Raw genomic sequence first — 19605 nt, 5'->3', positions numbered from 1 at the left:
CTATGCCGATCGCTCGACCAATAGTCAAGCAATTACTTCAGCATTGTGTCGGGTACCGTCCCACCCCATGGATCCTCGGCTGAGCGGGTGGCGGGAGCGGGCGGCGAGCCGGTCCCGCGAGGCGATCGAGGCGCTGGCGGCGGTACCGGGCGTGACCGGGCTGGTGCTCGGCGGCAGCTTCGGGCGCGGTCTGCACTGGCCGTTGTCCGACCTCGACGTGATGGCGATCTGTTCCGGCCGGCCAGTCCCCGAGGTGGCGCAGGACGTCGACCGGTGCGCGTACCAACTCAGCGAGATGTGGGGCTCCAGCGGCATCTACACCGCGGTCGACGCCGGCCGGCTCACGTACGGCGAGGACGAGATCCGCCAGCTCGACGGGACGCTCGACCGGCTGGCGGACCCACGGTGGCTGCACGGGATGGACAAGATCTACGACGGCGTCGCGGCGCACGATCCACACGGAGCGGCGCAGGCGTTCCTCGACTGGTCGGCTCGGTATCGCTTCGAGCCGGCGGTCGTCGAACGGCGCATCGCGACCTGGTTCGGCCTCGCCGACACCGCGCTCGCGCGAGCCCAGACCCTCGATCCGACCGGCGCCTGGATCGCACTTCGGCAGGTCGGCGGCGCGCTCGCGGAGGTCGCGACCGAACGCTGGGGCGAACGCACCGGCTCGTTCGGACGTGCCTGGTCGCTGTTCGAGGACCGAGCCGAACGGCTCGGCGGTACAGCGCTGGCCGACCGCATCCTCACCGCGGCTCGCGCGCGAGCGGCGGACGTCGACACCGCGACAGTCCCGGAGTGGCTGGCGGACCGGATCGCCTTGTCGTACGAGGCACGCCAACTCGTCGGCGAGAACGTCACCGAAGCGCAGAGCGCGCGGGACAACGTGCTTGCCTACGCGTCCCTGTACCGCGGCCGGTTTCCCCAAGCCCAGCAGGCATGGATGCGCTCCGACACCGACCCAACGGAAGCCGCACGAGAGCTCGGCGACCTCGTCGAGGAACTGCGCTAGCGCGGAACCGGCTGCTGGAAGCGCAGCAGGTAGCCGTCGGGGTCGGTGACGAGGAACTGGCGCACGCCGTGGTCTTCGTCGCCGACCCGGTAGTACCTCGTCTCCGGTGCCATGAACGGTTTGTGCTTGGCGGCTTTGAGGTTGGCGAGGATCGGGTCCAGGTCGTCGACGGCGATCTGGAAGTTGACGCCGCGGCCGCGCGGGTGGTCGAGCGCGCCGGTGAGCCAGTTCCGCCCGACGCCCGCCTGCTCGAGCATCACGTGCGCCGCTCCCCTGGTCAGGTAGGCGAAGCCCTCGTCCCGCCGTTCGTACGCGACGGTGAACCCACACAGGCCGCACCAGAACGCCAAGCTGGCTTCGAGATCGGTGACGAGCAGCTCGGGAACGAGGCTCATCCCGTGCTCGCGCCGGAGCCGGTGGGGACGCGGGTGCAGGGGTCCTGGCAGCCGTGGTTGAGCGACGGCAGCGTGTGCTGCTGGACGCGGGTGGCGTTCCGTACGGTCAGAAACGCGATCACGCCGCCGATCACGCACAGCCCGGCGGAGATGAGCATCGCGCGGTCGAAGCCCGGCCCGAGGTCGCCGTCCCCCGACGACTGGATGCCCGCGATCGACGGCAGCACCGCGACCGTGATCAGCCCGGCCACGCGCGAGATCGCGTTGTTCGCACCCGATCCCGCACCCACGTGCGCTTCGTCCAAGCCCGCCAGCACCGTCGACGTCAACGGCGCCACGGTGATCGACAGGCCCAGACCGAAGACCAGCACCGCCGGCAGGACGTTCACCAGGAACGAGCCACCCGGCCCGATCGTCGACATCAACGCCAACCCGACGCCGGCGACGATCGGCCCCACCGTCATCGGCAACCGCGGCCCGGTCCGCTGCGCCAGCGCGCCGATCCGCGACGACAGCAACAGCATCACGATCGTGATCGGCAACGTCGACAGCCCAGCCTGCAAGGCTCCGTACCCCACGCCCTGCTGAAGTTGCAACGTCAGAAGGAAGAACGCGCCACCCAACGCCCCGTACACCGCGATCGTCACGATGTTCGTCCCCGTGAACTGCGCGTTGCGGAACAGGCTCATCGGTAGCAACGGATTGGGCGACCGCAGCTCCACCAGAGGAAACGCGACCAGACACACCACACCCACGACGGCCGCGACCACCACGAGCGGACTCCAGCCGTGCGCCGGCATCTCGATCAGCGCGTACGTCACGCCGGTGAGTCCCAGCGTCACCGCCACCGCACCGACCCAGTCGAGCGAACCCGACGTCGCCGGCCGACTCTCCGGGACGTGCCGGACGACCACCCAGACCGCGACGATCGCTAACGGGATGTTCAACAGGAACACCCAGCGCCACGACACCGCGTCGACCAGCCAGCCACCGACGAACGGCCCCGCCGCCGACGCCACACCGGTCAGCCCGGCCCACGACCCCACTGCCTTGCCGCGGTCCGAGGACTGGATGACCGCGTTGATCAGCGCCAGGCTCCCCGGCACCAGCAGCGCGCCGCCGATCCCCTGCAGCAGCCGCGCGCCGATCAGCGCGCCGCCGGTCGGCGCCAGACCGCAGACCACGGACGCGACCGTGAACGCGATCAGCCCGATGAGGAAGATGATCCGCCGCCCGTACCGGTCCCCCAGCGCCCCGCCCAGCAACAGCAGCGCGCTCAGCGTCAGCAGGTAGCCGTCGAGCACCCACTGCTGGGTCACCAGGCCGCCGCCGAGCTCGCGGGCGATCGCCGGGAGTGCGACATTCACCACAGTGCCGTCGAGGAACGCCATCCCCGACCCGAGCACGGTCGCCGCGAGGACCCACCGCCCGGGTCCGGAGGCGAGAGCCAGCTGAGAACCACCGTTCGTGACCATCGCCACTCCGTCCCCAAAACCCACGCGCAAGATCGTTCCGGTACACTAACTCTCGCGACGGCCTCCTGCCGTCCCTCTTGCGAGCGAGCCGCTCGCGTGGTCGCCACTCGATGAAGTAGCTCTCTCGTGCTGTCGCGGCCAGTGAAACGCCACAGTACGGAGCATTCAGAACTTCATGCCGTCCACAGAACGCCGCTCTCGCGCGGCCAACTTCCGCACGCCCAGAAAGCGTCACCAACACAAGCGTCCCAACGCCCGTCCCGCTGTCAGCGCGGCGCCGCCCTCCGCGGGCAGCGAGCTCGACGCGAAGCTCGACGCGGCGGCTCAGCTCGACCCCGACACGCTGCCCAAGGGCTTCGCCGGCCTCGGCCTGCCCGAGAAGCTGGTCACCACGCTGAACCGGCGCGGCATCGACGCGCCGTTCGCCATCCAGGCCCGCACGCTCCCCGACGCGCTCGCCGGGCGCGACGTCCTCGGCCGCGCCCAGACGGGCTCGGGCAAGACGCTCGCGTTCGGGCTGCCGATGCTCACCCGCCTCGCGGTGGAGGAGGGACGTCGCCTGCCGGGCAAGCCGCGCGGCCTCGTCCTCGTTCCCACCCGCGAGCTCGCCCAGCAGGTCACCGACGCGATCGCGCCGCTCGGCCACGCGCTCGGGCTCAAGACCACCGCGGTGTACGGCGGGGCCTCGATGTCCCGCCAGATCAGCGCGCTCCGCAACGCCGCCGACATCGTCGTCGCGACGCCGGGCCGCCTGATCGACCTGATCGAGCAGCGCGAGTGCGACCTCGGCCAGATCAGCATCGCCGTTCTCGACGAGGCCGACTACATGGCCGACCTCGGGTTCATGCCGGCCGTCACCCGGATCCTCGACCTCACGCCGGACGGCGGGCAGCGGCTGCTGTTCTCCGCCACGCTGGACCGTGGTGTCGACAAGCTCGTTCGCCGGTACCTCGTCGACCCGGCCTTCCACGCGGTCGCCGCGGCCGCCGCGCCGGTCGAGTCGGTCGAGCACCGCGTGTTCACGCTGCGCACCGAGGACAAGGTCGTCGTCGCGGCGGAGATCGCCGCGCGCCCGGGCCGGACGCTGTACTTCGTCCGCACCAAGCACGGCGCCGACCGGCTCGCCAAGCAGTTCAGCCGGATCGGCGTCGACGCCGTCGCGATCCACGGCAACCTCACCCAGGGTGCCCGGCGGCGCGCGCTCGAGTCGTTCGCGAACGGCTCCCCGCGCGTGCTGATCGCCACCGACGTCGCGGCCCGCGGCATCCACGTGGACGACGTCGACCTGGTCGTGCACTTCGACCCGAGCGGTGACCACAAGGACTACCTGCACCGGTCCGGTCGTACGGCTCGCGCCGGCGCCACCGGCACCGTCGTGTCGCTCGTCCAGTACGACCAGCGGCGCGAGGTCGCGCGGCTGCACGAGAAGGCTCAGGTCTCCCCGAGCCAGGACGACGTCGTGCCCGGGCACGCCGCCGTCCGCCAGATCGCCACGTCCGGTACGCCGATCGTGGTGAAGGAAACGCCGCAGCGCAGCACGTCCGACCGACCGCGCCGTGAGCACAGCCCGCGTCGGTACGGCAACGGTCCGCGCACGCGGAGCCCTCGTAACCGGCCCCGCGCTGCCCGGACTGCGTAACTCCGTCACAATCGACCATCCAATTCCGGCTTGGCAGGTTTCGCACGGCTCTGGGTGGGAGAAGTAGCGGCGGTGACACAGCGAACGCTGAACGATCGGTACGAGCTCGAGACGGTCGTCGGACACGGGGGAATGGCCGAGGTTTGGCGGGGATACGACCGCCGCCTCGGCCGCGCGGTCGCGGTGAAGGTCCTGCGATCGGACCTCGCGTCCGACGACGTTTTCGTCGAACGGCTCCGGCGCGAGGCCCGTTCGGTGGCTCGGCTCAACCACCCGTCGATCGTCGCGATCTACGACGCCGGCGGTGACCAGGTCGACGGCGTACTCCTCCCCTATCTGGTGATGGAGTACGTCGATGGCCGCCCGCTCAGCCACGTGCTGGGCGACGGGCAGCGGCTCACGACCGAGCGGGCGCTGCAGGTGACGATGGCGATCCTCGAGGCGCTGGAGTTCAGCCACCGCGCCGGGTTCGTGCACCGGGACATCAAGCCGGCCAACATCATGCTCACCGCCGACGACGGCGTGAAGGTGATGGACTTCGGCATCGCCCGGGCACTGGCCGAGGCTTCGGCGGAGCTCACCAAGACCGCGCAGGTGCTCGGCACCGCGCGCTACCTGTCGCCGGAGCAGGCGACCGGTGGCGCGGTGGACGGGCGCAGCGACGTGTACTCGACCGGCTGCCTGCTGTACGAGCTGCTCGCCGGGCGGCCTCCGTACACCGCGGAGACCGCGATGGGCGTGATCGGGCTGCACGTCCAGGCGGACGTGCCGTTGGCGCGGGACGCCGACTGGGACGTTCCGGCGGCACTGTCGGCGATCGCGGCTCGGGCGATGGCGAAGGATCCGGCGGACCGGTTCCAGAGCGCCGCGGAGATGCGCGAGGCGCTTGCCGCGTACGTCGACCCTGCCGCTCCGGTCGTTGCCGCTCCTGCCGCCGCTGTGGCGCGGCGCCGTGGTCCGGCAGTGCTGTACGGGCTCGCCGCTGCTGGCGTGGTGCTGGCGATCGCCGGTGGCTCGTACCTGCTCACCGACCGTACGGCGCCCGTCTCCGACCCGCGGCCCGCGAACACCTCCGGCGCCGACCCCGCCGATGGTGCGGCCCCGGCCGACCCCGGCACGCAGGGCGACGAGGTCAGTCAGAGCGGGGACACCGAGGGTTCGGGCAACAACCGGCCGCCCGGTCCGCGACCGGACGCCAGCACGAGCGTGACGCCGGGCAGCACGCCGGCACCCGGCCCCACCCCGACCGCCGCCGTACCGCCGCCTCCGGGCGAGACGTCGGAACCGGAGCCCTCGACGTCGCCGGATCCCAGCCCGTCCCCGACCGACAGCGACTCGCCGTCGCCGTCGCCCGAACCGTCGGAGTCACCGGAGCCGTCGGACTCCCCCAGCCCGTCCGTGGAGCCCAGCCCGACGCCCACGGAGACGGACCCACCGGAGCCGACCAATCCGACGCCGACCGAGCCGTCCACCTCCACCAGCCCCGACGCGACACCCACGGGCGAGTCCGACCGGCAAGCGTGACGTTCCCGGGGCAAACCGGGGAGACTGCACGACTATGCGCTGGTGGAATCGGGAGTTCCCACGACAGAGCCTGGCCTCGGTCCTCGCGTCGCCCGGACTGCTCATTCCGGGCGCCGGGCTGGTCAAGCTCCTCGCGGTCTGGGGCCTGTACGCCGTGGCCTACCTGCTGCTCACCTGGCTCACCTTCCGCGGGCACGAACCCGTGAAGCTGCGCACGGTCGCGCTCGCGACGCGGGCGAAGCATCCGGTCCACAGATGGATCGGGACCAGTCCGGAGCAGGTGTCCCAGGTCGCCGCGGGCATCGCGATGTTGGCGACCGTCCAGGCGTTGCCGCGAGCTCAGACGCTGGACGCACCGCCGACGCTGGTCCTCGGCATCTGTGTGCTGGCCATCGTCGGTTCCTGGGTGACCCTGCAGACCGGATTCGTCGTCACCTACCTCCGCCTGTACGCCGAGACCGGCGGGCTGGAGTTTCCCGGCGAGGACGAGCCGAACCTGATCGACTTCGCCTACTTCGCCGTCTCGGTCGGCACCACGTTCGGCACCACCGACGTCACGGTCACGCAGAGCCGGGTGCGGCGCCAGGTACTCGCCCACGGCGTTCTCGCCTTCTTCTTCAACACCCTGATCCTCGCCGCCGCCGTCACGTTCGTCGCCTCCTACCTCACCGGATAGGAAACTTCGGCCCGGATGTCGAATCCGGCATGCTCCCGTACGTCGGTGGGCAAAACCAGCGACGATACGCATGGAGGCGATCATGACCGACCACACTTCCGACCCGGCTCTCCCGCCTGTGGTGGACCGCGAGACCTGGCTCGCCGCCCGTAGGGCGCTGTTGGAGCGCGAGAAGGCGCACACCCACGAGGGGGACGCGATCGCGGCGGAGCGGCGCCGGCTGCCGATGGCGGAGGTGGACGCCAGCATCGAGGTCGTCGGGCCGAACGGTCCGACGACGCTCCTCGAGACGTTCGAGGGCCGCAAGCAGCTGATCGCGTACTACCACGCCTGGTGGCCCGGCAAGCCCGCCCCGGAGCAGTGCGAGGGCTGCACGTTCTTCAACAGCCAGGTGCGCGAGCTGTCGTACATCCACTCCCGTGACATCACGTACGCGGTGTTCTGCAAGGGGCCGTACGAGGAGAGCCGCCGCTACCGCGACTTCCTCGGCCTGGAGATGCCGTGGTACTCCGCCGAGAAGACCGCGCCGCAGCTGCTCGAGGGGCGCGACTGGCAGAGCCACCACCTCGTCTTCTACGTCCGCGACGGCGAGAAGGTGTACGAGACGTACTACACCGGCGGCCGCGGCGTGGAGATCATGACGGGCACCCACGGCATGTGGGACATGTCGGTCTACGGACGCCAGGAGACGTGGGAGGACTCCCCCGAGGGTTGGCCGCAGCCCTGGGGCACCGAGGAGCACCCGGATGGCTGGCGGCGGGACGGCCGCCCGCTCGTCCAGTGGGCCAGCATCGAGGCCGGCCGGGACGACACGCTCAGCTAACCGAGAATCAGCGGGTCCAGCGCGACGGCGACGAACAGCAGCGCGAGGTACAGGTTGCTCCAGTGGAAGAAGCGCATCGGCTTCAACGCTGGACCAGCCTGGCCTCGCGCGACCCGCCGCCGCAGGGCGTACGCCTCGAAGAGCATCGCCCCGCCCAGCACGGCGGCGGCCACGGGGTAGATCCACCCGGTCCCCGCCATCGGCCAAAGCGCGAGCGAGGCGGCCACCGTCGCCCAGCAGTACGCGCTCACCTGGAACGCCACGGTCCGGTCCGACGCCACCACCGGCAGCATCGGCACGCCCGCGGCCGCGTAGTCCTCCCGGTAGCGCATCGCCAGCGTCCACGTGTGCGGCGGCGTCCAGAAGAACACCACCAGCACCAAAGCCAGCGGTGCCCAGTCCAGCGTTCCGCGGACGGCCGTCCAGCCGATCACCACGGGGAAGCAGCCAGCGAGGCCGCCCCACACGATGTTCTGCGAGGTCCGCCGCTTCAGGACCAGCGTGTAGACGAGGATGTAGAACGCGTTCGCCGCCAGCGCCAGACCGGCCGACAGCCAGTTGACGAAGAACCCGAGCCACAGCGTCGCGACGACGCCGAGCAGCAGCCCGAAGACCAGCGCCGACCGAGGCGACACCGCGTGCCGCGGCAACGGCCGCCGGCGGGTGCGACGCATCTGCTCGTCGATGTCGCGGTCGAAGACGCAGTTCAACGTGTTCGCGCTGCCCGCGGCCAGGATGCCGCCGACGACGGTCAGCGCCACGAGTCCGAGCGGCGGGACCGCGCGGGCCGCGAGGAACATCACCGGGACGGTCGTGACGAGCAGCAGCTCGATGATCCGAGGCTTGGTCAGGCCGACGTACGCGGCGATCACATCACGGAAGCGAGCGATCGCTCCGCGTCCGGCATCGTCGACCGGTGCTGCTTCACCCACACGGGGATCGGAGTCGACTGCCGTCACGAACACCTCGGAGAGATTGCTGATTCGGCCACGGACAGCCGAACGACCCGCGTCAGTCTAGGAGCCCCCGCTGGAGGATCCGACGCGCCCCCGCCCTCGGTAGAAGAGTGTGGGCCGGCTCACACCCCACAGTTGATCTTCACACCAGCCTGTCTGCGCGATCGAGGCGCACCGTCCACGGGTAGGCTCCGAACCGGTGACGTTCCGTACGTTCGACAGGAGCCGATGACCAGCATGACGACCTCCCTCGAGTGGACCGACATAGACCGGCGCGCGGTGGACACCATCCGGGTCCTCGCCATGGACGCCGTCGAGAACAAGGGCAACGGCCACCCTGGCACCGCGATGAGCCTCGCGCCCGCGGCGTACCTCCTCTTCCAGCGGCTGATGCGGTACGACGCCGCCGACCCCGACTGGGTGGGCCGGGACCGGTTCGTGCTGTCCTGCGGGCACTCCAGCCTCACGCTGTACATCCAGCTCTACTTCCTGGGGTTGCTCGAGCTCGACGACCTCAAGCGGTTCCGCCAATGGGGCAGCCGGACGCCGGGCCACCCCGAGCACGGGCACACCGCCGGTGTCGAGACGACCACCGGCCCGCTCGGCCAGGGCATCGCGAACGCCGTGGGCATGGCGATGGCCGCCCGCCGCGAGCGCGGTCTGCTCGACCCGGACGCAGGCCCCGGCGCCAGCGCGTTCGACCACCGGATCTACACGATCGTCAGCGACGGTGACATCGAGGAGGGCATCGCCCACGAGGCCTCCGCGATCGCCGGGCACCAGCAGCTCGGCAACCTGATCGCGCTGTACGACGCCAACCAGATCTCGATCGAGGACGACACGAACATCGCCCTCTCCGAGGACGTCGCCAAGCGGTACGAGGCGTACGGCTGGCACGTCCAGACCGTCGCGTGGCGGACCGAGAACGACTACCACGAGGACGTCCAGGCGCTCTACGACGCGTACCTGACCGCGCAGTCCGTCACCGACAAGCCGTCGCTGATCGTGCTCAAGACGATCATCGCCTGGCCGGCGCCGAACGCGCAGAACACCGGCAAGGCGCACGGTTCCGCACTCGGCAAGGACGAGGTCGCGGCGACTAAGGAGGTGCTGAGCTTCGACCCCGCGCAGATGTTCCAGGTCGAGGACGAGGTGCTCGCGCACGTCCGTACGGCCCGCGAGCGCGGCACCGAGGCGCACAAGGCCTGGGACGAGACGTACCAGGCCTGGCGGAGCGCCAACGCCGAGCGCGCCGCATTGCTCGACCGGCTGCGCGAGCGACGCCTTCCGGACGGCTGGGCGAGCAAGCTCCCGACGTTCGAGGCGGGCAAGGCCGTCGCGACCCGGGTCGCGTCTGGCGCCGTCCTCACCGCGATCGCTCCCGGGCTGCCCGAGCTGTGGGGCGGCTCGGCCGACCTCGCCGGCTCGAACAACTCCACGCCCGACGGCCAGCCCTCGTTCATCCCGCCGGAGCACGCGACGAAGGAGTTCAGCGGCGACTGGTACGGCCGGGTGCTGCACTTCGGCATCCGCGAGCACGCGATGGGCGCGATCCTCAACGGCATCGCGCTGCACGGCGGCACTCGCCCGTACGGCGCGACGTTCCTCGTCTTCTCCGACTACATGCGGCCCTCGGTCCGGCTCGCCGCGCTGATGCAGCTGCCGGTGACCTACATCTGGACGCACGACTCGATCGGCCTCGGCGAGGACGGTCCGACGCACCAGCCGATCGAGCACCTCGCCGCGTTGCGCGCGATCCCCGGACTGAACGTGGTCCGGCCGGGCGACGCGAACGAGACCGCCGCCGCCTGGCAGCACATCCTGGAGAACCCGACCGCGCCCGCTGGTCTCGCGCTCTCCCGGCAGAACCTGCCGACGTACGACCGCTCCGAGGGATCGGGTTTCGCGGCCGCGAGTGAGGTCGCCAAGGGTGGGTACGTGCTCGTCGACGCGCCCGAAGGCAAGGACCCCGACGTGATCGTCATCGCCACCGGCTCCGAGGTGCAGCTCGCCGTCGCCGCGAGGGAGAAGCTCGCCGAGGCCGGAGTCGGTGCCCGGGTGGTGTCGATGCCGTGCGTGGAGTGGTTCGACGCGCAGCCGCAGGCGTACCGCGACACCGTGCTGCCGCAGCGGATCAAGGCGCGCGTGGCGGTCGAGGCCGCGGTCCCGCTGACGTGGTACCGGTTCGTGGGTGACGCGGGTCGCATCGTCGGAATCGACCACTACGGCGCGTCGGCGGATTACCAGACCCTGTATCGGGAGTTCGGTATTACTGACGACGCGGTGGTCCAGGCCGCTCGGGAGAGCATCTCCGCCGCGTCCGTGTGACCTTCCCCGCTTGTACTGGTTGGCTGAGGAGCAAGAGATGACTGACCGACTGAAGGCGCTCGCCGACGCGGGTGTCTCCATCTGGATCGACGACGTGTCGCGGCAACGACTGAGCACCGGCAACCTCGCCGAGCTCGTGAGCGACAAGCACGTGGTCGGCGTGACGAGCAACCCGACGATCTTCGCGAAGGCGCTGTCCGATGCGGAGGTGTACGCCGAGCAGACCAAGGACCTCGCGATCCGCGGCGTGGACGTCGAGGAGGCGATCCGCGCGATCACCACGTACGACATCCGCTGGGCCTGCGACGTGCTGCGGCCCGCGTACGACGCCTCCGGTGGCGTCGACGGGCGGGTGTCGATCGAGGTCGACCCGCGGCTCGCGCACGAGACCGACAAGACGATCGCCGAGGCCCGCGCGCTGTGGTGGCTCGTCGACCGGGAGAACCTGTTCATCAAGATCCCGGCGACGTCCGCCGGCCTGCCGGCGATCACCGCGACGCTCGCCCAGGGCATCTCGGTGAACGTGACGCTGATCTTCGCGATCGACCGCTACCGCGAGGTGATGGACGCGTTCTTCGCCGGCCTGGAGCAGGCGAAGGCCAACGGGCACGACCTGTCGAAGCTCGAGAGCGTCGCGTCGTTCTTCGTCAGCCGGGTGGACACCGAGGTGGACAAGCGGCTGGAGAAGCTCGGCTCGGAGGAGGCGAAGGCCCTGCGCAGCAAGGCCGCGATCGCCAACGCGCGGCTGGCGTTCGAGGCGTACGAGCAGGCGTTCTCGACCGACCGCTGGAAGGCGCTCGAGGCCGCCGGCGCGCGGCCGCAGCGGCCGCTGTGGGCGTCGACGTCGACGAAGGACCCGAGCCTGCCGGACACGCTGTACGTCACCGAGCTGGCCACCCAGGGCGTCGTCAACACGATGCCCGAGGCGACGCTGAAGGCGTTCGAGGACCACGGCGAGCTCACTGGCGACTCCGTGCGGGGGACGTACGACGAGGCCCGCAAGGTGATCGCCGACCTCGAGGCGCTCGGCATCAGCTACGACGATGTCGTGCAGGTGCTCGAGGACGAGGGCGTGGAGAAGTTCGCGGTGTCGTGGAAGGAACTCATCGACTCCGTCCGTACGGCCCTGGAAGGTGCCCGTTCATGACGCAAGGCTTGACCGTCGACGGCGCCGGTCACGAGGACGTTCTCGCTGCTTTGGTCTCGGACCAGGTGGCGTCGAAGCTGGCGGCGAAGGACCCCACGCTGTGGGGTCCGGCCGCTGAGCCCGAGGCGTCGATCCGGCTCGGCTGGGTCGACCTGCCGCGGACGTCGCGGCCACTGCTCGCCGAGATCGAGGCGCTGCGGGCCGAGCTGCTCGCGGACGGCGTCGACCACGTCGTGCTCGCGGGCATGGGCGGCTCGTCGCTCGCGCCCGAGGTGATCACCCGTACGGCCGGCGTCTCGCTGACCGTGCTGGACTCGACCGACCCGGGGGTGATCCAGCGTTCGCTCGGCGACAGCTTGGAACGCTCGGTGCTGGTCGTGTCGAGCAAGTCCGGTACGACTGTGGAGACCGACAGCCAGCGGCGCGCGTACCTCGCCGCGTTCTCCGACGCAGGCATCGACGGGCCGTCGCGGATCGTCATCGTCACCGACCCGGGCTCGCCGCTCGCCTCGCTGGGCGAGAAGGAGGGCTACCGGCGCGTGTTCCTCGCCGACCCCAACGTGGGTGGGCGGTACTCGGCGCTGACCGCGTTCGGGCTGGTGCCGTCCGGCCTCGCCGGCGCGGACATCGCCGAGCTGCTCGACGACGCCGAGGCGGTCATGGACTCGTTCGCCGCCGACTCTCCTGACAACCCGGCGCTGCGGCTCGGCGCGATCCTCGGCGGCGCGCACAACGCCGGCCGGGACAAGGTCGTGCTCGGGGACGGCCCGGGTGCGATCGTCGGCTTCGCCGCGTGGGCGGAGCAGCTGATCGCTGAGTCGACCGGCAAGGAGGGCAAGGGTCTGCTGCCCGTGGACGTGGGCGGCTCGTCCGCGTCGACGCCGGGCTGGGCGGACGCTTCTTCGGACGCCACGCTGGCGGCGATCGGCGCTCCCGAGCACGCAGTCGACGGGCAGGTCGTCACCGACGGCACCCTCGGCGCGTTGATGCTGCTGTGGGAGAACGCCGTCGCGATCGCCGGCCGGGTCATCGGGATCGACCCGTTCAACCAGCCGGACGTCGAGGAGGCGAAGAAGCAGGCACGCGCGCTGCTCGACAATCCGAACGCCGGCGACGGGCTCGCGCAGTCGTTCGTCGAGGGCGCGGTCGAGGTGTACGGCTCCGCCGCTTCGTCGCTGGAGGAGCTGTTCGGGTCGCTGGGCTCGCTCGTTCCGGAGCATGGCTACCTCGCGCTGCAGGCGTACCTGGACCGGGACGCCGACGTGGACGCCGCCTCACTGCGCGACCTGGTCGCGCGGACGGCGAAGCTGCAGACGACGTTCGGCTGGGGTCCGCGCTTCCTGCACTCGACCGGCCAGTACCACAAGGGCGGTCACCCGAACGGCGGCTTCGTCCAGCTCACCGGGGACGTCGCCTCGGATCTCGCGATCCCGGACCGGCCGTACACGTTCGGCTCGCTCCAGAAGGCGCAGGCCGCCGGCGACGCTCGCGTGCTCGCCGAAGGGCGGGGGCGACCGGTCGTACGACTGCACCTCGCCGACCGCAAGGGCGGCTTGACACAGCTACTCGCTGCCGCTGAATCAGCAACGCAGAAAGGGTAATCGTGACCACGGAACCGATGGTTGCGGTCCGTCCTGAGCTCGGGCTGCCGTACGGCGGCCTGCAGACGGCCAGCCCCGATGGATTCGTCAATCCGCTCCGAGATCCCAACGACCGTCGGCTCCCCCGCATCGCCGGGCCCTGTGGCCTCGTCATCTTCGGAGTGACTGGCGACCTGGCCCGCAAGAAGCTCATGCCCGCGGTCTACGACCTCGCCAACCGCGGGCTGCTGCCGCCGGGGTTCGCGCTGGTCGGGTTCGCGCGGCGCGAGTGGGGCCAGCAGGACTTCGAGAAGATCGTGCACGACGCGGTCAAGGAGCACGCGCGGACGCCGTTCCGCGAAGAGGTGTGGAAGCAGCTGTCCGAGGGCTGCCGGTTCGTGCAGGGCGAGCTCGGTGACGACGCCTCGTTCGAACGTCTGAAGGAGACGATCGACGAGCTCGACCGCGAGCGCGGGACGAACGGCAACCACGCGTTCTACCTGTCCGTTCCGCCGTCGCTCTTCCCGGTCGCGGTGGAGCAGCTGAAGGAGCACGGCCTCGCCGAGCAGGGCGCGAACAACTGGCGCCGGATCGTCGTGGAGAAGCCGTTCGGCCACGATCTGGCGAGCGCGCAGGAGCTCAACCGCATCACGTCGGACGTGTTCCCGCAGCACTCGGTGTTCCGGATCGACCACTATCTCGGCAAGGAGACGGTGCAGAACATCCTGGCGATGCGGTTCGCCAACCAGATGTTCGAGCCGGTGTGGAACGCCAACTACGTCGACTCGGTGCAGATCACGATGGCCGAGGACATCGGCATCGGCGGGCGGGCCGGGTATTACGACGGCATCGGCGCCGCGCGCGACGTGATCCAGAACCACCTACTGCAGCTGCTCGCGCTGACCGCGCTCGAGGAGCCGGTGTCGTTCGACGCGCGCAGCATGCGGATCGAGAAGCAGAAGATCCTCGCCGCCGTCCAGATCCCGCGCCGGCTCGACCTCTACACGGCGCGCGGCCAGTACGCGCCGGGCTGGGCGGGCGGCATCAAGGCGGGCGGCTACCTGCAGGAGGAGGGCATCCCCAAGTCCTCCAGCACCGAGACTTTCGCCGCGATCCGTTTGGAGGTGGACACCCGTCGTTGGGCGGGGGTCCCGTTCTACCTTCGTACGGGCAAGCGGCTCGCTCGGCGGGTGACGGAGATCGCGGTGGTGTTCAAGAAGGCGCCGCACCTGCCGTTCACCTCGACCGCGACCGAGGAGCTCGGCAACAACACTTTGGTGATGCGGATCCAGCCCGACGAGGGCATCACGATGCGGTTCGGCTCGAAGGTGCCGGGCACCGCGATGGAGATCCGCGACGTGACGATGGACTTCGCGTACGGCGGCGCGTTCACCGAGTCGTCGCCCGAGGCGTACGAACGGCTGATCCTCGACGTTCTGCTCGGCGACCCGCCGCTCTTTCCCCAGCACGAGGAGGTCGAGCTGTCCTGGCGGATCCTCGACCCGATCATCGACTACTGGGAGTCCAAGGGTCGGGAAGGGCTGGACGAGTACGAGTCCGGCTCGTGGGGCCCGGCGACCGCCGACCAGATGCTCGCTCGCGAGGGACGTACCTGGAGGCGGCCATGATCGTCGATCTCACCGAGACCAACGCGTCCGAGATCGCCTCGACGCTGATCCGGGTCCGCCGGCAGGCGGGTTCGCCGGCGATGGGCATGGTGCTGACGTTCATCTTCGTCGCCGACGAGTCGACCTACTACGACGCGCTCAAGTCGGCGATGCAGGCCGGCAAGGAGCACCCGTCCCGGATCCTCGGCATCATCCTGCGCGGCGGCCGGTCGGCCCCGCACCTGGACGCCGAGGTGCGCATCGGCGAGGGCGGGCCGGGCGAGTCGGTGCTGCTGCGCATGTACGGTGACCTGGCCAAGCACCCGGAGTCGGTCGTGACGCCGCTGCTGCTGCCGGAGTCGCCGGTGGTCGTGTGGTGGCCGGGCAAGGCGCCGGACTCGCCTTCTTCGGACCCGATCGGGGCCTTGGCGCGGCGCCGGGTGACCGACGCGGCGGCCGTGCGCAAGCCGATGGTGGCGCTGGACTCGTACTGCGGCTCGTACGCCCCCGGCGACACCGATCTGGCCTGGACCCGGCTGACGCCGTGGCGGGCACTGCTCGCGGCGGCTTTGGACCAGCACGGGGGCAAGGTCGGCGGCGCTGTCATCGAGGCGGAGAAGGGCAACGCGTCGGCGGAGCTGCTCGCCGCCTGGTTGTCGAAGCGGCTGAAGATCGACGCCGAGGTCCGGTCGAACCGGGGGCCGGGGATCACGGCCGTACGCCTGCAGACGGCAGCCGGCGAGATCGCGATCACCCGTCCGGACGGGCGGTTGGCGCGGTACTCGCTGCCGGGGCAGCCGGAGCGCTCGGTGGCGCTGAAGCGGCGGGAGACGTCGGAGCTGTTGGCCGAGGAGCTGCGGCGGCTGGACCCGGACGACATCTACGCGCAGGCGGTGGAGGAGCGGCTGAAGCGTTCGGCGCGGGCTGCTGCCAACGGCAAGGCCGCTGCCCCGGCTGCGGAGAAGCCGGCCGCGGTCAAGAAGCCTGCCGCCAAGAAGCCTGTGGCCAAGAAGGCGCCGGCGAAGAAGGCCGCCACGAAGAAGGCCGCCACGAAGAAGGCCGCCACGAAGAAGAAGCCGGCGAAGTGAGCACGCCGGAGGTCATCGTCCACCCGACCGCGGAGCTGCTCGCGCAGGCCGCGGCGGCGCGGCTGGTGACCCGGCTGGTGGACGTCCAGGCGGCGCGAGGCTCCGCCTCGGTGGTGCTGACCGGCGGCGGGGTCGGAACCGCGACTTTGGCCGCACTGGCAGCACTTCCGGCGCGGGACGCGATCGACTGGGCGCGACTTTCGGTGTGGTGGGGCGACGAACGGTTCCTCCCTTCGGGTCACCCGGACCGCAATGAGACGGGGGCTCGCGCCGCCCTGCTCGACCAGGTGCCGGTGTCCGCGACGTCCGTCCATGCGATGCCCCCTTCGGATGGCGTGGACGGCGACCAGCCGGAGGTCGCGGCCGAGCGCTATGCGGCGGAGCTGGCGGCCGCGAGCCGGTCGGAGGACCACGGGCCGGTGCCGACGTTCGACGTGCTGATGCTGGGCGTCGGGCCGGACGGGCACATCGCCTCGCTGTTCCCGGAGCAGCCGGCTCTGTACGAGGAGGAGCGCTCCGTCGTCGCTGTGCGAGGGGCGCCCAAGCCCCCGCCGACCCGCATCTCGTTGACGTTCGCTGCGATCAACGCGGCACGCGAGGTGTGGTTCCTCGCCGGTGGGGCGGAGAAGGCCTCGGCCGTACGCATGGCGCTCTCGGGCGCCGGGCCGACCCAGATCCCCGCTGCGGGCGCCCACGGACGCCAGCGCACGCTGTGGCTGCTGGACCGGGCGGCGGCGAAGGAGCTGCCACCGGGGCTGCAGCGGATCGCCTCTCCCTGATCTTGAACGCGAGAACGGGCCCGACTTTCGTCGGGCCCGTTCTGCTGGTGCGTCTCTAGAGGATGACCTCGCCGCGGCTGACCCGCTCGCGGAGGGTGCTGAGCGCCTCCTCGAGGATCTGCTTGGCCTCCTCGTCGGTGCGGCGCTCCTTCACGTACGCGAGGTGCGTCTTGTACGGCTCGTTGCGCGGCGCGGGCGGCGGGTTGCCCGAGTCCAGGCTCGCCGGTAGGCCGCAGCGTGGGCAGTCCCACGACTCCGGGATCGGGGCGTCGAGCGCGAAGCTCGGCTTGGTCTCGTGCCGGTTTGCACACCAGTACGTCACACGCTGCCGGGGCGCGGAATCCCCACGCTCGGCCTCTCCCATCGGGCCGGCGCCTACTCGGCTCCCACGGATGGCGCTGCCACTAGCCACGAACGATCTCCCTCTTCAACATCTCGTCGGACGTACTCAAAGGAATCATGGGCCGATCCACTGCCTGCGAGGGGGTCATCCCGTCTTCAGCAGCAGGCCGAGGCCGATGATGCACGCGAACCAGATGATGCCGACGCCGACCGTGATGCGGTCGAGGTTGCGCTCGGCAATGGAGGAACCACCAAGGCTTGAGGTGACCCCGCCACCGAACAGGTCGGACAGTCCGCCGCCCCGTCCCTTGTGCAGCAGCACCAGCATCATGAGCACGACGCTCGCGAGAATCAGCAAGACTGAGAAGACAATCTGCACTGTCACGGTCTGATGAACCCCTCGCCTGGAAACCTGGAAGCTGCCTGAGAACTGTCTGGACGCCGACGGGGTCGGCAATGTCGATGTCCAAGCGTACGACACACCGCAACCAGGGGTGCTTGGCTACCCTGGCGACATGGCGATCTTCGCACTCCAGCTTCAGTTCAAGAACAACGACCGGCGTCTTGAGGTGCGGCCGAAGCACCGTGAGTACCTCACCACCCTACGTGAGCAGGGCAAGATCGTGACCTCTGGCCCGTGGGCCGACGAGACCGGGGCCCTCCTGCTGTACGACGTGGCGTCGGAGGAGGAGCTGCGCGGGATCCTGGCCGCGGACCCGTACACGGAGGCGGACGTGTACGACATCGTGCTGCTGCAGGAGTGGAAGCCCCTCTTCCCCTGGCCCGCCACCTGACGCCCGACCCACGACTTTCGGCTGGTCCACCTACCCGTTCGGCTGGTCCGACCGGCCCCCACCCATCCCTTAGGCGGAGGCCCGTTCCTCGGCGGCGCGGGCCTCCCGGAACTCCCGTTCCCGGACGGCGTGCTCGTCGGTGCTGGCGTCGTACCGCCAGAAGTCCCGCAGCCACACAGCGACCGCGGCGACACCGATGACGCACAGCAGCCCACCGCTGGCGATGCTCGTCCGCACCGAGGTCGCATCCGCCACCAGACCAGCTCGAGCCTCGCCACCCAGCGGCCCGATCGAGTACGACAGCATCTCGATCCCCGCGAGCCTCCCCCGGCGCTCGTCCGGGATGGTCTGGTTCCAGATGATGCTCCGGAACACCCCGCTGATCATGTCCGCGGCTCCCGCCACCACGAGCGCCGCGAGCACGAGCCAGACGTTCGGCGAGACGCCCGCCACCAGCATGGCCGCACCCCAACCGGCGGCCGCGAACACCACCGCCCGGCCGTGATGACGCACCCGCGACGTCCAGCCGCTCGTCGCGGTCGCCAGGAGCGAGCCCACCGTCCCCGCCGTGTACAGCAGCCCCAGCAGCTCCGGCTGCCGCAGCACATCCGAGGCGAACGCGGGGAACAGCACGGTCGGCATCGCGAGGAACATCGCGGTGAGGTCGACGACGTACGTGCCCAGGAGGTCCTTGCGGCGGACCGCGTACGTCAGCCCGTCGGCGATGCCCTTGACGGTGTTCTTCAGGCCGGCTTGGACGGTGGCCTGGGCCTGCTTGTACGGGCGGAGGAACGCGAAGATCACCGACGCGACCACCATGCCGACGAGCGTGATGCCGAACGCCCACGCCGGACCCTTGCTCGCAAGGACCAGTCCGCCGACGGCCGGGCCGATGAGCATGCCGCCCTGGATGCCGAAACTGGACAGCGTGATCGCTGCGGGGAGCTCGTCGTGCTTGACGGTCTGCTGTGTCAACGCCTCCTTGCTGGGGCGCTGGAGGGCCTGCGCGACGGTCATCAGGACGCCGATGACGTAGATGGCGGTGACGGAGGGCTCGGCCAGCAGGGCGTTCGCCATCATCAGCCCGACGCAGGCCGCCTGGGCGAGGCCGGTGTAGACGATGACCTTGCGGCGGTCGAGCCGGTCCGCGAGGGCGCCGCCGTACAGGCCGCAGAGGATCAGCGGGAGGAGCTGGGCGAGGCCGTACGCGCCGACGGCGAAGTTGGAGCCGGTGAGGTGGTAGAGCTGGTACGGGACGGCGACGTACCCGACCATGCCGAGCAGGTAGAAGACCGTGCCGCCGGCGAGCAGGAGCCGGAAGTCGCGCGAGGTCTTGATCGGGGTGACGTCGAGGCGGAGGGCTGCGAGTCTGCGTCGCCAGCTCTTGCGCCGCTGTGGTGGTGAACTGGTCATCGTTCGCCATTCTTGCCGGCCGGGTGG

Annotated in this window: 18 protein-coding genes; 12 read left to right on the top strand and 6 right to left on the bottom strand. The window is 70.4% G+C overall.

All coding sequences use genetic code 11. The features are described from left to right. Positions 1-67 precede the first annotated feature (67 nt). Complete coding sequence (locus JOD67_RS19695) at positions 68-1012, top strand: nucleotidyltransferase family protein (RefSeq protein ID WP_205119071.1); 945 nt, start codon at positions 68-70, stop codon at positions 1010-1012. Here JOD67_RS19695 and JOD67_RS19690 read toward each other — a convergent pair. Then, positions 1009-1407 carry a bleomycin resistance protein gene (locus JOD67_RS19690; RefSeq protein WP_205119070.1) on the bottom strand — a complete coding sequence of 133 codons (399 nt, stop codon included), beginning with the start codon at positions 1405-1407 and terminating at the stop codon, positions 1009-1011. The two genes, JOD67_RS19695 and JOD67_RS19690, sit on opposite strands and share 4 nt — an antisense overlap. Next, positions 1404-2906, bottom strand: coding sequence for a DHA2 family efflux MFS transporter permease subunit (locus JOD67_RS19685; RefSeq protein WP_307782458.1), 1503 nt, complete (start codon positions 2904-2906; stop codon positions 1404-1406). Before JOD67_RS19685 ends, JOD67_RS19690 begins: the two co-directional genes overlap by 4 nt. Before the next feature lie 151 nt (positions 2907-3057). On the opposite strand from JOD67_RS19685, the gene JOD67_RS19680 reads away from it, so the two are divergent. From JOD67_RS19680 to JOD67_RS19665, 4 genes are all read left to right on the top strand, one after another. Further along, positions 3058-4521, top strand: coding sequence for a DEAD/DEAH box helicase (locus JOD67_RS19680; protein WP_205119069.1), 1464 nt, complete (start codon positions 3058-3060; stop codon positions 4519-4521). Between the two features lie 72 nt (positions 4522-4593). Beyond that, the gene (locus JOD67_RS19675; protein WP_205119068.1) at positions 4594-6045 is read left to right on the top strand and encodes a protein kinase domain-containing protein; all 1452 of its coding nucleotides are present in this window, start codon (positions 4594-4596) and stop codon (positions 6043-6045) included. 34 nt (positions 6046-6079) lie between these two features. After that, positions 6080-6721 (top strand): DUF1345 domain-containing protein, encoded by a 642-nt coding sequence (locus JOD67_RS19670; RefSeq protein ID WP_205119067.1) that lies wholly within the window; start codon positions 6080-6082, stop codon positions 6719-6721. Between the two features lie 82 nt (positions 6722-6803). Next, positions 6804-7544 (top strand): DUF899 family protein, encoded by a 741-nt coding sequence (locus tag JOD67_RS19665; RefSeq protein WP_205119066.1) that lies wholly within the window; start codon positions 6804-6806, stop codon positions 7542-7544. Here the strand turns inward: JOD67_RS19665 and JOD67_RS19660 are convergent. Further along, complete coding sequence (locus JOD67_RS19660) at positions 7541-8509, bottom strand: heme o synthase (RefSeq protein WP_372442337.1); 969 nt, start codon at positions 8507-8509, stop codon at positions 7541-7543. The two genes, JOD67_RS19665 and JOD67_RS19660, sit on opposite strands and share 4 nt — an antisense overlap. Positions 8510-8737: 228 nt before the next feature. Between JOD67_RS19660 and tkt the strand changes: the two genes are divergently transcribed. The 6 genes from tkt to pgl are packed head-to-tail and all read left to right on the top strand — an operon-like array spanning position 8738 to position 17029. After that, on the top strand, positions 8738-10828 hold the full coding sequence (gene tkt / locus JOD67_RS19655; protein WP_275577083.1) for a transketolase: 2091 nt from the start codon (positions 8738-8740) through the stop codon (positions 10826-10828). 37 nt (positions 10829-10865) lie between these two features. Beyond that, positions 10866-11975: a transaldolase gene (tal, locus tag JOD67_RS19650; RefSeq protein ID WP_205119064.1), complete on the top strand. Its 1110-nt coding sequence runs from the start codon at positions 10866-10868 to the stop codon at positions 11973-11975. Next, the gene (locus tag JOD67_RS19645; RefSeq protein ID WP_205119063.1) at positions 11972-13576 is read left to right on the top strand and encodes a phosphoglucose isomerase-related protein; all 1605 of its coding nucleotides are present in this window, start codon (positions 11972-11974) and stop codon (positions 13574-13576) included. Before tal ends, JOD67_RS19645 begins: the two co-directional genes overlap by 4 nt. A 17-nt stretch (positions 13577-13593) precedes the next feature. Beyond that, the gene (gene zwf, locus JOD67_RS19640; RefSeq protein ID WP_205123070.1) at positions 13594-15183 is read left to right on the top strand and encodes a glucose-6-phosphate dehydrogenase; all 1590 of its coding nucleotides are present in this window, start codon (positions 13594-13596) and stop codon (positions 15181-15183) included. Then, a complete protein-coding gene (locus tag JOD67_RS19635) occupies positions 15180-16250 on the top strand; it encodes a glucose-6-phosphate dehydrogenase assembly protein OpcA (RefSeq protein ID WP_205119062.1) in 1071 nt (356 codons plus the stop codon). The genes zwf and JOD67_RS19635 overlap by 4 nt, the downstream gene beginning before the upstream one ends. Further along, positions 16247-17029, top strand: a complete 783-nt coding sequence (pgl, locus tag JOD67_RS19630; protein WP_205119061.1) for a 6-phosphogluconolactonase — start codon at positions 16247-16249, stop codon at positions 17027-17029. Before JOD67_RS19635 ends, pgl begins: the two co-directional genes overlap by 4 nt. A gap of 55 nt (positions 17030-17084) precedes the next feature. On the opposite strand, the gene JOD67_RS19625 is transcribed toward pgl, so the two are convergent. Next, positions 17085-17441 (bottom strand): RNA polymerase-binding protein RbpA, encoded by a 357-nt coding sequence (locus tag JOD67_RS19625; RefSeq protein ID WP_205119060.1) that lies wholly within the window; start codon positions 17439-17441, stop codon positions 17085-17087. Positions 17442-17516: 75 nt separating this feature from the next. Beyond that, positions 17517-17750 carry a preprotein translocase subunit SecG gene (gene secG, locus JOD67_RS19620; protein ID WP_205123069.1) on the bottom strand — a complete coding sequence of 78 codons (234 nt, stop codon included), beginning with the start codon at positions 17748-17750 and terminating at the stop codon, positions 17517-17519. Positions 17751-17886: 136 nt separating this feature from the next. Here secG and JOD67_RS19615 point away from each other — a divergent pair, with 136 nt between their 5' ends. Then, the gene (locus JOD67_RS19615) at positions 17887-18165 is read left to right on the top strand and encodes a YciI family protein (RefSeq protein WP_205119059.1); all 279 of its coding nucleotides are present in this window, start codon (positions 17887-17889) and stop codon (positions 18163-18165) included. Between the two features lie 69 nt (positions 18166-18234). On the opposite strand, the gene JOD67_RS19610 is transcribed toward JOD67_RS19615, so the two are convergent. Then, positions 18235-19578: an MFS transporter gene (locus tag JOD67_RS19610; RefSeq protein WP_205119058.1), complete on the bottom strand. Its 1344-nt coding sequence runs from the start codon at positions 19576-19578 to the stop codon at positions 18235-18237. Positions 19579-19605: the final 27 nt, after the last annotated feature.

The sequence above is a fragment of the Tenggerimyces flavus genome, assembly GCF_016907715.1.
In the GTDB taxonomy this organism is placed as follows: domain Bacteria; phylum Actinomycetota; class Actinomycetes; order Propionibacteriales; family Actinopolymorphaceae; genus Tenggerimyces; species Tenggerimyces flavus.
This window is presented reverse-complemented; position numbering and strand designations above follow the sequence as displayed.

Coding starts and splice junctions, on each gene's coding strand:
- JOD67_RS19695 (WP_205119071.1), top strand. CDS start 68: ATGGATCCTCGGCTGAGCGGGTGGCGGGAGCGGGCGGCGAGCCGGTCC.
- JOD67_RS19690 (WP_205119070.1), bottom strand. CDS start 1,407: ATGAGCCTCGTTCCCGAGCTGCTCGTCACCGATCTCGAAGCCAGCTTG.
- JOD67_RS19680 (WP_205119069.1), top strand. CDS start 3,058: ATGCCGTCCACAGAACGCCGCTCTCGCGCGGCCAACTTCCGCACGCCC.
- JOD67_RS19670 (WP_205119067.1), top strand. CDS start 6,080: ATGCGCTGGTGGAATCGGGAGTTCCCACGACAGAGCCTGGCCTCGGTC.
- JOD67_RS19665 (WP_205119066.1), top strand. CDS start 6,804: ATGACCGACCACACTTCCGACCCGGCTCTCCCGCCTGTGGTGGACCGC.
- tkt (WP_275577083.1), top strand. CDS start 8,738: ATGACGACCTCCCTCGAGTGGACCGACATAGACCGGCGCGCGGTGGAC.
- tal (WP_205119064.1), top strand. CDS start 10,866: ATGACTGACCGACTGAAGGCGCTCGCCGACGCGGGTGTCTCCATCTGG.
- JOD67_RS19645 (WP_205119063.1), top strand. CDS start 11,972: ATGACGCAAGGCTTGACCGTCGACGGCGCCGGTCACGAGGACGTTCTC.
- zwf (WP_205123070.1), top strand. CDS start 13,594: ATGGTTGCGGTCCGTCCTGAGCTCGGGCTGCCGTACGGCGGCCTGCAG.
- JOD67_RS19635 (WP_205119062.1), top strand. CDS start 15,180: ATGATCGTCGATCTCACCGAGACCAACGCGTCCGAGATCGCCTCGACG.
- JOD67_RS19615 (WP_205119059.1), top strand. CDS start 17,887: ATGGCGATCTTCGCACTCCAGCTTCAGTTCAAGAACAACGACCGGCGT.
- JOD67_RS19610 (WP_205119058.1), bottom strand. CDS start 19,578: ATGACCAGTTCACCACCACAGCGGCGCAAGAGCTGGCGACGCAGACTC.